Source organism: Lapillicoccus sp. (assembly GCF_025353065.1).
In the GTDB taxonomy this organism is placed as follows: Bacteria; Actinomycetota; Actinomycetes; order Actinomycetales; family Dermatophilaceae; genus Lapillicoccus.
Window position 1 is genome coordinate 1 of record NZ_JANXRJ010000018.1, and the last position, 13,789, is coordinate 13,789.

The window sequence follows — 13,789 nt, forward strand, 5'->3', positions numbered from 1 at the left end:
CCCGGATCGTCCTGCGTCTCTCGCGCCTGCCGACGTGCGCCGGGCCCGCCATTCATTCGTGTTCGTCGAGTTTCAGGAGATCTCACCGTGGCTGCCAACTGCGATGTCTGCGGCAAGGGACCGAGCTTCGGTCACAACATCTCGAAGTCGCACCGTCGCACCAAGCGCCGCTGGAACCCCAACATCCAGCGTGTGCGCACCATGATCAACGGCGTGACCCCGAAGCGTCAGAACGTCTGCACCTCCTGCCTCAAGGCGGGCAAGGTCACGCGCGTCAGCGCCTGACCCCAGCGAGCTCACCCGAGTCACCGAGGCCGGCAACCCCCAGGGGGATGCCGGCCTCGTGCTGTCACAGGGGGTGCCTCGTGGTTGGTGGCCCGCCGTTCATGGGGAGAAGTGGTCCCAGCCGCGGGGCTTCTCCGCGACCCCGTCGATGGTGACGCCATCGCCCTGCTCGACGACTCCCAGGGCGCGCCACCCCGCCGGCAGCCGGATGCCGCAGGGGAACGTCGCCAGCAGCGCGTGCTCCTCGCCGCCGGCCAGGACGCACTCCCGAGCGAGGTCGGGCCCGAGGACGGGGGTGATCCGTCGGATGTCGGGGGCCAGCGCGGAACCGTCGAGGGCCAGCCGGACCCCGCTGGCCCGGGCCACCCTCGTCGCGTCGCGCAGCAGCCCGTCGGAGAGGTCGAGCATCGAGGTCGCCCCGGCTGTGGCCGCGAGCGGCCCCTGGGCGAGCGGCGGACAGGGACACCGCTGGAGGGCAACGGCCTGCGTGTCCTCGTCCTCGCGGCCCGACTCGAGCAGGCGCCAGCCCGCCGCCGCGAGGCCGAGCGTGCCGCAAACGGCGACGACGTCCCCCGGGCGGGCACCCCTGCGGAGCACGGGCGGCCGCCCGTCGAGCGAGCCCAGCGCGGTGATCGAGACCATCAGGGTGCCCGGCGGCGCCGAGGAGAGGTCACCGCCGAGGACGGCGACGTGACTCTCCTGGCAGGCCGCGGCGATGCCCCGGGTGACCTCCAGCACCCACTCGACCGTCGTGGCGGGGTCGGCGACGACCGTGACGAGCACGCCGGTCGGGCGGCCACCCATGGCGGCGATGTCGGCGAGGTTCTGGGCGACGACCTTCGCGCCGACGTCGCGGCCGCTGGACCAGGCGTCGCGCCAGTCGCGGTCACGGACCATCGTGTCGGTGGTGGCGATCACCGAACCGCCCGTCGTGGCGAGCACCGCGGTGTCGTCGCCCGGCCCGAGGAGGGCGGCCGGGCCCGTGGCGAAGACCGGCAGGATCTCGGCCAGCAAGGCGTCCTCGTTGACGTCGGCGAGGGTGCGGACCGCGTGTCCGGGAGTCCCCACCGGCTCGTCCACCGGCAGATCGGACGCGTCGGACATGTCCCACCCCCTCTCCCGCGCAGACGAACCGTTGTCCCGCACGGTAGCGTCTGGCATGCGCGCCACGACGTGCACCTGGTCCCGCGGGGCACCGCAGCCCCGGCCAGCAGCCAAGAGATGAGGTGCCACAGGTGGTTCAGGCCTACATCCTGATTCAGACCGAGGTCGGCAAGGCGGCGACCGTCGCCTCGACCGTTGCCGCGATCCCCGGCGTCGCCCTCGCCGAGGACGTCACCGGCCCCTACGACGTGATCGCCCGCGTGGAGGCCGGCACCGTCGATGAGCTCGGCAAGCTCGTGATCGCGAAGATCCAGGACGTCGCCGGCATCACCCGCACCCTCACGTGCACGGTCGTGCACGTCTGAGGGCCGTCGCCCTCGGCACCACCCCTCCGGATGCCGCCCCGACGGCACACGGGGCCGGGGTGGGGACGGTCGCGCTCACCCTCACGCTCGCCGTCACGGCCCTCGCCGGCTGCAGCAGAGCCGTCTCGGTCACGCTGCCCGGGCAGGCCGACAGCGCCGCCTGCGCCGCCGTCTCCCGGCTCTGGCCGGCCGACGTCGCCGGTCACCAGCCGGTGGCCGTCTCCCCCGCGTCTCCGGCCGTCCGGGCCTACGGCGACCCGGCCGTCATCGCCCGGTGCGGCGTCGCCGAGCCCGCTCCCTCGACCGACTGCCTGAGCGTCAACGACGTCGACTGGGTCGTGACGATGCTGACCGACGGGGCGAAGTTCGTGACCTACGGCCGGTCGCCCGCGCTCGAGGTGCTCGTCCCGAGCAGCGCCGCCCCCGGCAGCGAGGGCTCCCTGCTGCCCGTCTTCACCGCCGCGGCGAGAGCGCTCCCGACCACCGGCCGGAAGTGCTCCTGAGCCCTGCCACGCCGCGCCTCCCCGCCGAGCGTCAGCCCAGGCCGTTCGAGGTGAAAACGCGTCGTCGAGAGCGCAGTTTCACCTCAATCCGGAAGGGGTCATGGGCCCTGTCGCGCCTTCCCGCCGTGCGTCAGCGGAGACCGGTGCGTCGCTCGAGGGCCAGGGTGATCAGCTCGTCGATGAGGTCGGGGTAGGCCAGACCGGTGGCCGCCCACATCCGGGGATACATCGACAGCGGCGTGAACCCCGGCATCGTATTGATCTCGTTGACGACCACCCGGCCGTCCTCCGTGACGAAGACGTCGACCCGGCCCAGTCCCTCGCAGCCCAGTGCGTCGAAGGCGGCCGCCGAGACCCGCCGCACCTCGTCGGCCACCTCTTCGGGCAGGTCTGCGGGACACCGGAGGTCGACGTCCTCCTCGGCGAGGTACTTGGCCTCGAAGTCATAGAACTCGTGGTCGCCGTGGACCTCGATCTCGCCGACCTGCGACGTCCGCGGCGCGGCGGTCCCGCGGCCCTCGAGGACCGAGCACTCGATCTCGCGCCCGAGGATGCCGGCCTCGACAACGACCTTGGGGTCGTGCTCGCGGGCGGACTCGACGGCGGCCTCGAGGTCTTCCCGTCGGTGCACCCGGGTGATGCCCATGCTGGAGCCGGCCCGCGCGGGCTTGACGAAGAGCGGATAACCCAGTCCCGCAGAGGAATCCAGCGCCGCCGCCCGGTCGGCGCGCCAGGCGCGGTCGGTGATCACGGCATACGGACCGACGGAGAGCCCGGCACCCGCGAAGACGACCTTCATGTAGTGCTTGTCCATGCCGACCGCGGAGGCGAGCACGCCCGACCCGACGTAGCGGGTGTCGGAGAGCTCGAGGTAGCCCTGGATCGTGCCGTCCTCGCCGAACGGCCCGTGCAGCAGGGGGAAGACGACGTCCACGTCGCCGAGCTCGCGCGGGGGGCGACCGGGTTCGAGGGCCACGAGGGCCCGGTCGATCGTGGACAGGGGCACGAGGACACCGGCGGCGCTGCCGTCGACCTCGGGGATGTGGCCGGGCGCCAGTCGCAGGGGCTCCGGGTCGTCGGCGACGAGGACCCAGCGGCCGTCCTTGGCGATGCCGACCGGCACGACGTCGTACTTGTCGCGGTCGATGGCCTGGAGCACGCCTGCGGCCGTCGCGCACGACACCGCGTGCTCCGAGGAGCGACCTCCGAAGACGACGGCCACACGGGGTCGGACGGGGGGTGTGGAGCCGGTGATCTCGCTCATCGCTGCCGACCCTATCCCTCCCGCTCACGGACGTCGGGACGCCGCTCCCGGTGTCGACCCCGCGGCACCTACGCTGGTCCGATGAGCGATCTCGACGACCTGTCCCCCGCCTCCGTGGTCGTCGCCGCTGGGCGGCCCCCCCGTCGGCCCGGCGCGAGCGTCAACCCGCCGGTCGAGTTCACCTCGACGTATGCCGCACCCGAGGCAGGAGTCGCCTACGGCCGCAACGGAAACGCGGTCTGGGACGCGTTCGAGGAGGCCCTGGGACACCTCGAAGGAGGGCACGCCCGGGTCTTCGCCTCCGGGATGGCCGCCATCTCCGCCACGCTCGCCCTCGTGCCGGCGGGGGGCACCGTCGTCACGCCGAGGCACGCCTACAACCTCACCAACGTCCTGCTCGAGGACTACCGCGAGGCCGGCTACGAGGTGCGCCAGGTCGACATCAGCAACACGGCCGAGGTCGTCGCTGCGGTCGAAGGCGCCGACATGGTGTGGACCGAGTCCCCGACCAACCCGATGCTCGAGGTCGCCGACCTGCGCACGATCTTCGCCGCCGCCCGGGAGCACGGCGCCCTGGGTGTCTGTGACAACACCCTCTCGACGCCGCTGCTCCAGCAGCCCCTCGCCCTCGGCGCCGACGTCGTCGTCCACTCCGTGACCAAGTATCTCGCCGGCCACTCCGACGTCGTCCTCGGCGCGACCGTCACGGGCGATCACGGCCGGGGTCCCGAGCTGCTCGAGCGGTTGACGCGTCACCGCACGATGCACGGTGCGATCGGTGGCCCCATGGAGGTCTGGCTGGCGCTCCGGGGGCTGCGCACGCTGCAGGTGCGGTTCGAGCGGTCGTGCGCCAACGCCGTCGAGCTCGCCCGCCGGCTGGAGGCCCATCCCGGCGTCGAGCGGGTCCGTTACCCCGGCACCGGCGCGATGGTCTCGATCGAGGTCGCCGGCGATGCCGCGGCCGCCGACGCGGTCGCCGCGGGGTGCCGGCTCTGGCTCGACGCGACCAGCCTCGGAGGGGTCGAGTCGCTGATCGAGCGACGCCGCAAGTATGCCGCCGAGGCCCCCACGGTGCCCGAGCAGCAGCTGCGGCTGTCGGTCGGCATCGAGGACGTCGAGGACCTCTGGACCGACCTCGACCGCGCGCTGCGCGCCGCGCTCCCGGGCTGACGCGGCATACCGACCCGACCCTCCACCCCCCGACTTGGATCTGGGGTCGGTCAGCCGCCCTCGGACTTGCGGGTCCGGCCCATCAGCGCGCCGACCATGTCGTGCGGCGTGACCTCCTGGCGCACGACCGCGACGACGGCGGCGACGATCGGCATGTCGACGCCGTGGTCCCGGGCGAGCTGGAGGATCGACTCGCAGGACTTCACGCCCTCGGCGGTCTGGCTCGTCGCCGCGACCACCTCCGCGACCGACATCCCGCGCCCGAGGTTGACGCCGAACGTGCGGTTCCGCGAGAGCGGTGACATGCAGGTCGCGATGAGGTCGCCGACGCCGGCCAGACCCATCAGCGTGGCGGGTTCGGCGCCGAGCGAGGCCCCCAGCCGGGCGGTCTCGGCGAGGCCCCGCGTGATGAGCGAGGCCTTGGTGTTGTCACCCATTCCCATCCCCTCGGCCATGCCGACGGCGAGCGCGACGACGTTCTTCACCGCGCCACCGAGCTCCACCCCGACGACGTCGTCGTTGGTGTAGGGCCGGAACCACGGGGTCACGCAGGCCGCAGCGACGAGCTCGGCCGTGGCCTCGTCGCCGCAGGCCGCGACACTCGCCGCGGGGTGCCGTTCCGCGATCTCCCGCGCGAGGTTGGGGCCCGAGACGACGACGATCCGCTTCGGCTCGACGCGCCCCACCTCGGCGATGACCTCGCTCATCCGCTTCGTCGTCCCGAGCTCGATGCCCTTCATCAGCGACACCACGGCGGCCTCGGCAGGCAGCAGGTCGGCCCAGGCCCCGAGGTTCTGGCGCAGGCTCTGGGAGGGGACGGCGAGGACGACGATGTGAGCGCCGTCGAGCACCTCGGCGACGTCGCAGCTGGCGCGAATTCCTTGCGGGAGAGCGATGCCCGGCAGGTAGTCGTCGTTGCTGCCGGCATTGATCTGGGCGGCGAGCACGGCCCGACGCGCCCACATCGTGACGTCGGTCCCGGCATCCGCCATCGTCGCCGCGAAGGCCGTCCCCCAGCTCCCCGTGCCGAGCACCGCGGCGCGGGTCACCCGTCGTCCTTGAGGAAGTTGCCGACGTCGGCCTGACCGTGCTGGCGCGGGTTCCACCGCTCGGCCGGTGCCTTCTCCCCCCGCAGCTCCTCGACGAGCCCGGTGATCGCCGCCATCAACCGGTCGGTCGCCTCGCGCAGGGTGGCGCCGTCGAGCGGTCGGTCATAGAGGTCGGACAGGTCGATGGCCGGGCCGAGGGTGCTCTGCATGGTCTTGCGCGGCAGCACGTGAAGACCCTTGCGGTAGCGCGGGATGACCTGCTGGGCGCCCCAGTGCGCCATGGGGATGAGCGGGCACCGCGTCTCGAGCGCGATCCGCGCGGCGCCCGACTTGCCGACCATCGGCCACTCGTCGGGATCACGGGTCAGGGTGCCCTCGGGGAAGACGACGATGCACTTGTCGTCGGCGACGCCCTGGAGCGCCGCCCGGTAGGCGTCACCGGCCTGGCTGCTCTTGCGGTAGACCGGGATCTGTCCCGAGGCGGTGAGCAGCCGACCGAAGACGGGCGCGCGGAAGACCGACTCCTTCCCGAGGAAGTAGGGCACCGTGCCGGCGTGGAAGAGGAAATAGGCGACCGGGAACGGGTCGAAGTTCGAGATGTGGTTCGGGGAGACGACGAACCCACCCTCCGCCGGGAGGTGCTCCCAGCCGTGCCAGTCCTTCTTCGTCCAGATGAACATGAAGGGACGGACGAGGGCAGCGGCGATCTTGTATCCCGTGTTGAGCGGCGCACGGGTTCGAGCTGGCTTCACGGGGACACGCCTTCCGGTCAGATCGGCACGAGGCGGTCGGGGCGTCCTCGGGCGATCCCGTCATCCTCGCCGTTCGAGACTCCCCGTGTCGAGGCGGCACCCCGCTACTGGAAAACTGGGGTCTCCATGAACGAGCCCACCGCACCTGGCGCACCCCTGCCGCTCCCACCCGATGACCGGGCCGGGATGCCGTGGTCCGTCGTCATCCCCGTCAAGGGCGGCGACCACGCCAAGACGCGGTTGCAGGCACCCGACGGCGTCGACCACTCCCGGCTCGCTACGGCGCTGGCCCTCGACACCGTCGCAGCCGCCGCGGGCACAGTGGGCGCCGGGCAGGTCGTCGTGGTCACTGGTGACCCGTCCATCGCCGGCCAGGTCGCGGCGCTGGGGGTCGTCGTCGTCGACGATCCCGGCGGCGGCCTCAACCCGGCGATCGCGGCGGGCGTCGCCCACCTCGCCGCCCACGCCACCGACGGCGGGGTGGCCGTCCTGCTCGGCGACCTGGCGTCGGTCCGCCCGGCCGACCTCGCCACGGCCCTGTATGCCGCCGTGACCCACCCCCGTGCCTACGTCCCGGACGCCGACGACTCCGGGACGGTCCTCCTCACCAGCACGACCCAGGGCCGGCTGGTCCCCCGGTTTGGTGGACGTTCCGACGAGGCCCATCGGCGGGCCGGTTTCGTCCGGCTCGACCTCGACCTCCCGCACCTGCGACGCGACGTCGACGACGAGGTCTCACTGCGAGCGGCACTCTGCCTCGGAGTCGGCCAGCACACCGCCGCACTGCTCGCCCACCTGATGGTCCCTGACCGGTCTCCGACGGCCTGATCCACTCGCTATCGTGGCGGCCATGCAGGCCACCGTGCACACCTTCGACGAGCAGACCCGTTCGGGCAGCGTCCTGCTCGACGACGGACGTGAACGGCCCTTCGACGCGGAGGTTTTCGGGCAGAGCGCCCTGCGTCACCTCCGCAGCGGTCAGCGGGTCAGCATCGAGGCCGCGGGCGAGGTCGTCACGCGGCTCCGGGTCGTCGGCATCGGACCGGGCGAGCGCATCGACTGACACCGTCAGGCCCGGTCCAGCCCTGACACGCCCAGCCCGCCGGGAGCGGTGGACCCCTGCCGAGAGGGGTCAGCGCTCCCGGCGATTCTCCGCTGGCAGCACCCGGATCCCGCCGTCTTCCGACGACCCTTCGCGCACTCCGACCCTGGACCCGGGTCGGCGCCCGAGGACGACGCCACGACGTCCGCCGACCCGGCCAGACTCTTCCGTCGGCCCATCCGCTGACGGTCGCCGAGCCCGCTCGACTCGGAGTCGAGCCACCTGACTCCGCGTGCACGGGGAGTCAACCTCCTCGACTCCGCGTCAAGAGGCGGCGCGGTCACCTGACGGCGGGGGCGAGCGCGGTCCCGATACGGCGGGGTCTGAGGTCTCCATGCACCCCCCACGCATCGACCACGTGCCGGTGGGCCGGCCACCGGGCTGGTGGCCGGCCCACCGGGGCCGTGCTGGGGTGTCGTGCTGGGGTGCCGTGCTGGGGGGTGCCGTGCCGTGCCGTCAGCGGGAGGCGGCGGTCTTCTTCGCGGGGGTCGCCTTCTTGACGGCCGCCTTGGCGGGACCTGCCTTCTTGGCCGGGGCCGCCTTCGTGGCCGGGGCCGCCTTGGTCGCCGTGGCCGTCTTCGCCGGAGCCGCCTTGGTCACGGCCGCCTTCGCGGGCGTGGCCTTCTTGGCCGGCGCCGCCTTCGTCGCCGCGGCCGTCTTCGCCGGGGCCGCCTTGGTCACGGCCGCCTTCGCGGGCGTGGCCTTCTTGGCCGGCGCTGCCTTGGTCGCCGTGGCGGCCTTCTTTGCCGGAGCCGCCTTCGTCGCGGGGGCAGCGGTCTTGGTCACCGAGCCGGCCGCAGCGCGGGCGCCGGCAGCAGCGGTCTTGGACAGCTTGCGAGGGTCGGCGACGACCTCCTTGAAGCCCGTGCCCGGACGGAAGCGGGGCACCGTCGTCTTCTTGATCCGCACGGTCTCACCCGTGCGCGGGTTGCGACCCGTGCGGGCGTCGCGGGCGACCTTCTGGAAGGTGCCGAAGCCGGTGATGCCGACCTTGCCGCCCCGGGCGACCTCGCGGATGTTGACGTCGAGGACGGCCTCGAGCGAGTCGCTCGCAGCCTTCTTGCTCCCGAGCTTGGACTCGAGGGCGGTGATGAGCTCTGCCTTGTTCACGACTGGTTCCCTCCGAAGGGATGAGGCGCCGGGCTGCGCCCGACGTCGATGCGTTCCCGGAATCAACCCGGCTTAGCTGAGACGTTAGGACGGCGCGGCGGCGTAGTCCATCACCGGAGCCTGATATTTCGTTGTGTGGCAACCGATTTGGATCTATTCGCCGGCCCCGGAGGTGTCTCACGGCGCCGGTGGCGGCACGCCCCGGGGCTCGGGGAAGGCTGCCGTTCCATCCCGGCCAAACGTCGAGTCCTGCCAGTTCCTCTCTGGCACAGTGGAACTCGGCACATCACACATGAACGACCTGACGGACGGCAGCCGGGACGCGGTGCCGCTGACCCCGAGCGGCCGGACCAGACCCCGATGCACGCGCCCGAGCGCAGAACCTTTGCGCGACACGCCGATCCGGCGTGTCGCGGCCCGCCGACGAGCCCCGTGACGAGTCCGGTGACGTCCCTCGGACGCCGGCCGGAGGTCAGGCAGTGACCGGCTTGCAGCTCGGTCGGTCCTGCTCGAACGCCGTGATGTCGCTCTCGTGACGCAGCGTCAGACCGATGTCGTCGAGGCCCTCGAGCAGCCGCCAGCGGATGTAGTCGTCCACCTCGAAGGGCGCGACGATCTCTCCGGCGGTCACTGTGCGGGCCGTCAGGTCGACCGTCACCTGCGCGCCCGGCTCGTTCTCGAGGTACTTCCAGATCAGCTCGATGTCGTCCTGGGCGACGACGGCCGTCAGCAGCCCCGCCTTCCCGCTGTTGCCGCGGAAGATGTCCGCGAACCGCGACGAGAGAACGGCCATGAAGCCGTAGTTCATCAGCGCCCAGACCGCGTGCTCGCGACTCGACCCGGTGCCGAAGTCGGGGCCGGCGACGAGGACCGAGCCCGCGGCATACCTCGGGTTGTTGAGGATGAAGGTCTCGTCCTTGCGCCAGGCCGAGAAGAGACCGTCCTCGAAGCCGTCACGAGTGACCCGCTTGAGGTACTCCGCCGGGATGATCTGGTCGGTGTCGACGTTGGCCCGGCGCAGCGGGACGCCGATGCCGGTGTGGGTGACGAACTTGTCCATGACTCAGGCCTCCACGAGCGCAACGAGATCGGCCGGCGACGACAGCGTTCCGCGGACTGCGGTGGCCGCGGCGACGAGAGGGCTGACGAGGTGGGTGCGCCCGCCCTTGCCCTGGCGCCCCTCGAAGTTGCGGTTGGACGTCGAGGCGCTGCGCTCCCCGGGTGCGAGCTGGTCGGGGTTCATGCCGAGACACATCGAGCAGCCCGCCAGGCGCCACTCGGCGCCGGCCTCGACGAAGACCGCGTCGAGGCCCTCGGCCTCCGCCTCCAGCCGCACCCTGGCCGAACCGGGGACCACCAGCATCCGCACACCCTCGGCGACCTTGCGGCCCTTGATGACCTGGGCCGCGGCGCGCAGGTCCTCGATCCGCCCGTTGGTGCACGAGCCGACGAAGACCGTGTCGACGGCGATCGCCCGCAGCGGCGTGCCGGCCTCGAGGCCCATGTAGGTCAGGGCGCGCTCGGCCGAGACACGGTCGCCCTCGTCGGCGAAGGACTCCGGGTCGGGGACGCTCTCCGAGAGGGGGAGACCCTGGCCGGGGTTGGTGCCCCAGGTGACGAAGGGGGCGAGGGACGTCGCGTCGAGGACCACCTCGGCGTCGAACACGGCGTCGTCGTCGGAGCGCAGCAGCGACCAGGCCGCGACGGCGTCGTCCCAGTCCGCGCCGGTCGGAGCGCGCGGGCGACCCTTGACGTAGGCGTAGGTCGTCTCGTCGGGAGCGATCATGCCGGCGCGGGCACCGGCCTCGATCGACATGTTGCACACCGTCATCCGTGCCTCCATCGACAGCGCACGGATCGCGCTGCCGCGGTATTCGATGACGTGGCCCTGGCCGCCGGCGGTGCCGATCTTGGCGATGACGGCGAGGACGATGTCCTTGGCCGTGACCCCCGGCGAGAGCGCGCCGTCGATGGTCACGGCCAGCGTGCGGAACGGCTTGAGCGGCAGCGTCTGGGTCGCGAGCACGTGCTCGACCTCGGAGGTGCCGATGCCCAGCGCCAGCGCCCCGAACGCGCCGTGCGTCGAGGTGTGACTGTCGCCGCACACGATGGTCATGCCGGGCTGCGTCAGCCCCAGCTGAGGACCGACGACGTGCACGATGCCCTGGTCGACGTCCCCCATCGGATAGAGCCGCACACCGAACTCCGCGCAGTTGCGGCGCAGCGTCTCGACCTGGGTCCGGCTGACGAGGTCGGTGATGGGTCCCGGTGTCGTGGGGACGTTGTGGTCCTCGGTGGCCAGGGTGAGGTCCGTGCGCCGGACCGTGCGCCCGGAGATCCGCAGCCCGTCGAACGCCTGGGGGCTGGTCACCTCGTGGAGCAGGTGGAGGTCGATGTAGAGGAGGTCGGGCTCACCCTCGGCCCGGCGCACCACGTGCGACTCCCAGACCTTCTCCGCCAACGTGCCTGACATGCTTACCTCCGACCGAGACGATTCCCCTGACTCACGCGGACGGGATCGGCCAGGAGTCGCCGACGTGGTCCCGAAGTCCTGTACAGGCAAGCCTGACGCAGATCGGGGTCCATGGAACTTGCGTCTCAGGCAATGAGACGGCAGTATCAGTGCATGGACAACTCCAGTGGGGTCGGCGTGTTGGACAAGGCCGCCACCGTGTTGAGCGCACTCGAAGCCGGGCCCGCGACCCTGGCCCAGCTCGTCGGAGCGACCGGCCTGGCCCGGCCCACCGCGCACCGGCTCGCCGTGGCCCTCGAGCACCACCGCCTGGTCTCCCGCGACATGCAGGGCCGCTTCGTGCTCGGGCCCCGGCTCAGCGAGCTCGCCTCGGCCGCGGGAGAGGACCGTCTCCTCGCCGCCGCCGGACCGGTCCTCGGCGCACTGCGGGACCACACCCACGAGAGCGCCCAGCTCTTCCGCCGCCAGGGCGACCAACGCATCTGCGTGGCCGCGGCCGAGCGCCCCATCGGGCTGCGCGACAGCATCCCCGTCGGCGCGAGCCTGTCGATGCTCGCCGGGTCGGCCGCCCAGATCCTGCTGGCCTGGGAGGAGCCCGACCGCCTCCACCGCGGCCTCCAGGGCGCCCGCTTCAACGCCACGGCGCTCTCCGCCGTCCGTCGACGCGGGTGGGCCCAGAGCGTGGGCGAGCGAGAGGCCGGCGTCGCCTCGGTCTCCGCGCCGGTGCGGGGACCGTCCGGGCGGGTGGTTGCCGCCGTCTCGATCTCCGGTCCGATCGAGCGGCTCTCCCGCCAGCCGGGGCGCCTCCACGCGGCGACGGTCGTCGCCGGCGCCAACAAGCTCACCGAGGTGCTCCGCCGGACCCAGAACGTCCATCAGGGCTGATCTCCCCCGTCGCGCGGACAACACGATTTGGTAACCGCTCGCGATTCCCGGACGACGGGAGACAACTTTTCCCCGATCATCGGCGTCGTGGGAAGTGACGGACCGGTGGCCGGAGGGCCAGGCAGGGCGCGACCGGCGCCCCGGACGACCACGAGGGGATCACCGTGACCAGCTGGACGCACGCGACGAGCCGCACGACGACAACCACGCGGAGGACACCTGCCGCCGCCGGCCTCGCCGGCCTCATCGTGTCCCTGTCCGTCGGGGTGCTCATCCTCAGCGGCTGCGGTCCGTCGTCCAGCCCCGCCGCATCCGGTTCGTCGGCGTCATCTTCCCCAGCGTCCTCGAGCCCGCCGAGCCCCTCCAGCCCGGCGTCCTCGAGCCCGGCGGGCACCCCGGCCGCCCCGACCAACCCGAGCAGCCCGAGCAGCCCGAGCGCCACCACCGCACCATCCACCGCCGCCTCGGCGGTCCTGCTCTCCCCCGGCAGCACGGGCACCAAGGTCCGTGAGCTCCAGTCCCGCCTCGTGCAGCTGCAGTGGTTTGACGGCGCCATCACCGCCACCTACGACGAGAAGACGCGCGCCGGCGTCGAGGCCTTCCAGCAGAAGCGGACGATGCCGGCCACGGGGACGGTCGACCAGGCGACCTGGGCCAAGCTCGTGAGCATGACGCGGATGCCGACCAGCGACGAGATGAACAACGTCATGCGGCCCGGTCCGGCCCTGCTCAAGCAGGGGTCGACCGGTGCCGCCGTGCGCGACCTGCAGGCCCGCCTCACGCAGATCGGCTGGTGGAGCGGCGTCGTCACCGACACCTATGGCCCCCAGACGGCTCAGGCGGTCAAGGACTTCCAGACCAAGCGTGCGATCCCGGTCACCGGGGAGGTCGACCAGCGGACCAAGGACCGACTTACCGCGATGACCCGCACGCCCACCTCCGCCGAGCTCACCAACGCCGCCCCGACGGCGGCCCCGGTCAGCGCCGCAGGCCTCGACGCCCGCTGCCTCACCGGCCGCGTCGTCTGCATCAGCAAGGCCAGCCGGCAGCTCGTCTGGGTCATCGACGGCAAGGCGATGATGCGCCTCGACGTCCGCTTCGGCTCCGAATACACCCCGACCCGCGAGGGCACCTTCGCCGTGTTCCAGAAGAACCTCACCTGGACCTCGACGCTCTTCGGCTCGTCGATGCCGTTCTCGATGTTCTTCAGCGGTGGTCAGGCCGTGCACTACTCCTCGGACTTCGCGGCCCGCGGGTATGCCGGTGCCTCCCACGGGTGCGTCAACGTCCGGGACTACAACGGGCTGGCATCGCTCTTCGACCAGGTCAACCTCGGCGACAAGGTCGTCGTCTACTGACGGCGAGGAGTCACTCCGAACAATCGACCGCCACCGCCAGAGCGCCGCAGATCTCGCGCATCCGCGTGTCGCTGAGCCGCCCCAGCCGACTGACGAGCACGGCGATGGAGACGCTCTCGACGGAGTCGAGGTTCACTGCCGACCGGCGAGGCACCGGATCGTCATCGGGATCGAGCACGACCTCGCTGACGAGCCCTCGGACAGTCGTCGTACAGGGTGCGACGAGCGCGCGGCGATGATGCGGAATCACGGCATTGCGGGACAGGACGACGACGGGCCGGCGCCCGATGTCGACCATCTCGCACCACCAGACCTCCCCACGCGCCGGTGTGTCGCTCACGAGCCGGCCGCGGCGCGACGGAACGACGC

The 13,789-nt window shown here is 72.0% G+C and carries 16 protein-coding genes; 8 read left to right on the forward strand and 8 right to left on the reverse strand.

Annotation, left to right across the window (positions count from 1 at the left end):
• The first annotated feature begins 87 nt into the window (after positions 1–87).
• Positions 88–285: a 50S ribosomal protein L28 gene (gene rpmB / locus Q0R63_RS01290; RefSeq protein WP_295692831.1), complete on the forward strand. Its 198-nt coding sequence runs from the start codon at positions 88–90 to the stop codon at positions 283–285.
• A 99-nt stretch (positions 286–384) separates the two neighbouring features.
• Here rpmB and thiL read toward each other — a convergent pair whose 3' ends face one another.
• The gene (thiL, locus tag Q0R63_RS01295; RefSeq protein ID WP_295692834.1) at positions 385–1,389 is read right to left on the reverse strand and encodes a thiamine-phosphate kinase; all 1,005 of its coding nucleotides are present in this window, start codon (positions 1,387–1,389) and stop codon (positions 385–387) included.
• Positions 1,390–1,520: 131 nt separating this feature from the next.
• Between thiL and Q0R63_RS01300 the strand changes: the two genes are divergently transcribed.
• Positions 1,521–1,754: an Lrp/AsnC ligand binding domain-containing protein gene (locus tag Q0R63_RS01300; protein WP_295692837.1), complete on the forward strand. Its 234-nt coding sequence runs from the start codon at positions 1,521–1,523 to the stop codon at positions 1,752–1,754.
• Entirely contained in the window at positions 1,733–2,257 is a 525-nt protein-coding gene (locus Q0R63_RS01305; RefSeq protein WP_295692840.1) for a DUF3515 family protein, read from the forward strand. The genes Q0R63_RS01300 and Q0R63_RS01305 overlap by 22 nt, the downstream gene beginning before the upstream one ends.
• Positions 2,258–2,387: 130 nt before the next feature.
• On the opposite strand, the gene Q0R63_RS01310 is transcribed toward Q0R63_RS01305, so the two are convergent.
• Positions 2,388–3,521 carry a D-alanine--D-alanine ligase family protein gene (locus Q0R63_RS01310; RefSeq protein ID WP_295692843.1) on the reverse strand — a complete coding sequence of 378 codons (1,134 nt, stop codon included), beginning with the start codon at positions 3,519–3,521 and terminating at the stop codon, positions 2,388–2,390.
• Between the two features lie 81 nt (positions 3,522–3,602).
• On the opposite strand from Q0R63_RS01310, the gene Q0R63_RS01315 reads away from it, so the two are divergent.
• Positions 3,603–4,691, forward strand: coding sequence for a PLP-dependent transferase (locus tag Q0R63_RS01315; protein WP_295692846.1), 1,089 nt, complete (start codon positions 3,603–3,605; stop codon positions 4,689–4,691).
• Positions 4,692–4,741: 50 nt separating this feature from the next.
• On the opposite strand, the gene Q0R63_RS01320 is transcribed toward Q0R63_RS01315, so the two are convergent.
• Entirely contained in the window at positions 4,742–5,740 is a 999-nt protein-coding gene (locus Q0R63_RS01320; protein ID WP_295692848.1) for an NAD(P)H-dependent glycerol-3-phosphate dehydrogenase, read from the reverse strand.
• Entirely contained in the window at positions 5,737–6,492 is a 756-nt protein-coding gene (locus Q0R63_RS01325) for a lysophospholipid acyltransferase family protein (protein WP_295692850.1), read from the reverse strand. Before Q0R63_RS01325 ends, Q0R63_RS01320 begins: the two co-directional genes overlap by 4 nt.
• Positions 6,493–6,618: 126 nt before the next feature.
• Between Q0R63_RS01325 and cofC the strand changes: the two genes are divergently transcribed.
• Both cofC and Q0R63_RS01335 read left to right on the forward strand, forming a co-directional pair.
• Positions 6,619–7,320, forward strand: a complete 702-nt coding sequence (gene cofC / locus Q0R63_RS01330) for a 2-phospho-L-lactate guanylyltransferase (protein ID WP_295692853.1) — start codon at positions 6,619–6,621, stop codon at positions 7,318–7,320.
• 22 nt (positions 7,321–7,342) lie between these two features.
• On the forward strand, positions 7,343–7,555 hold the full coding sequence (locus tag Q0R63_RS01335; protein WP_295692856.1) for a hypothetical protein: 213 nt from the start codon (positions 7,343–7,345) through the stop codon (positions 7,553–7,555).
• Positions 7,556–8,050: 495 nt separating this feature from the next.
• On the opposite strand, the gene Q0R63_RS01340 is transcribed toward Q0R63_RS01335, so the two are convergent.
• The 3 genes from Q0R63_RS01340 to leuC all read right to left on the reverse strand — a co-directional run bounded on the left by Q0R63_RS01340 (position 8,051) and on the right by leuC (position 11,177).
• Positions 8,051–8,704: an HU family DNA-binding protein gene (locus Q0R63_RS01340; RefSeq protein ID WP_295692858.1), complete on the reverse strand. Its 654-nt coding sequence runs from the start codon at positions 8,702–8,704 to the stop codon at positions 8,051–8,053.
• A gap of 472 nt (positions 8,705–9,176) precedes the next feature.
• Positions 9,177–9,764: a 3-isopropylmalate dehydratase small subunit gene (gene leuD / locus Q0R63_RS01345; RefSeq protein WP_295692860.1), complete on the reverse strand. Its 588-nt coding sequence runs from the start codon at positions 9,762–9,764 to the stop codon at positions 9,177–9,179.
• Between the two features lie 3 nt (positions 9,765–9,767).
• The gene (leuC, locus tag Q0R63_RS01350) at positions 9,768–11,177 is read right to left on the reverse strand and encodes a 3-isopropylmalate dehydratase large subunit (RefSeq protein WP_295692863.1); all 1,410 of its coding nucleotides are present in this window, start codon (positions 11,175–11,177) and stop codon (positions 9,768–9,770) included.
• Positions 11,178–11,330: 153 nt separating this feature from the next.
• Here leuC and Q0R63_RS01355 point away from each other — a divergent pair, with 153 nt between their 5' ends.
• Complete coding sequence (locus Q0R63_RS01355; RefSeq protein WP_295692866.1) at positions 11,331–12,062, forward strand: IclR family transcriptional regulator; 732 nt, start codon at positions 11,331–11,333, stop codon at positions 12,060–12,062.
• 164 nt (positions 12,063–12,226) lie between these two features.
• On the forward strand, positions 12,227–13,420 hold the full coding sequence (locus Q0R63_RS01360) for a peptidoglycan-binding protein (RefSeq protein WP_295692869.1): 1,194 nt from the start codon (positions 12,227–12,229) through the stop codon (positions 13,418–13,420).
• Between the two features lie 10 nt (positions 13,421–13,430).
• On the opposite strand, the gene Q0R63_RS01365 is transcribed toward Q0R63_RS01360, so the two are convergent.
• The coding region (locus Q0R63_RS01365; RefSeq protein WP_295692872.1) for a type II toxin-antitoxin system PemK/MazF family toxin at positions 13,431–13,789 on the reverse strand (359 nt) is incomplete at its 5' end.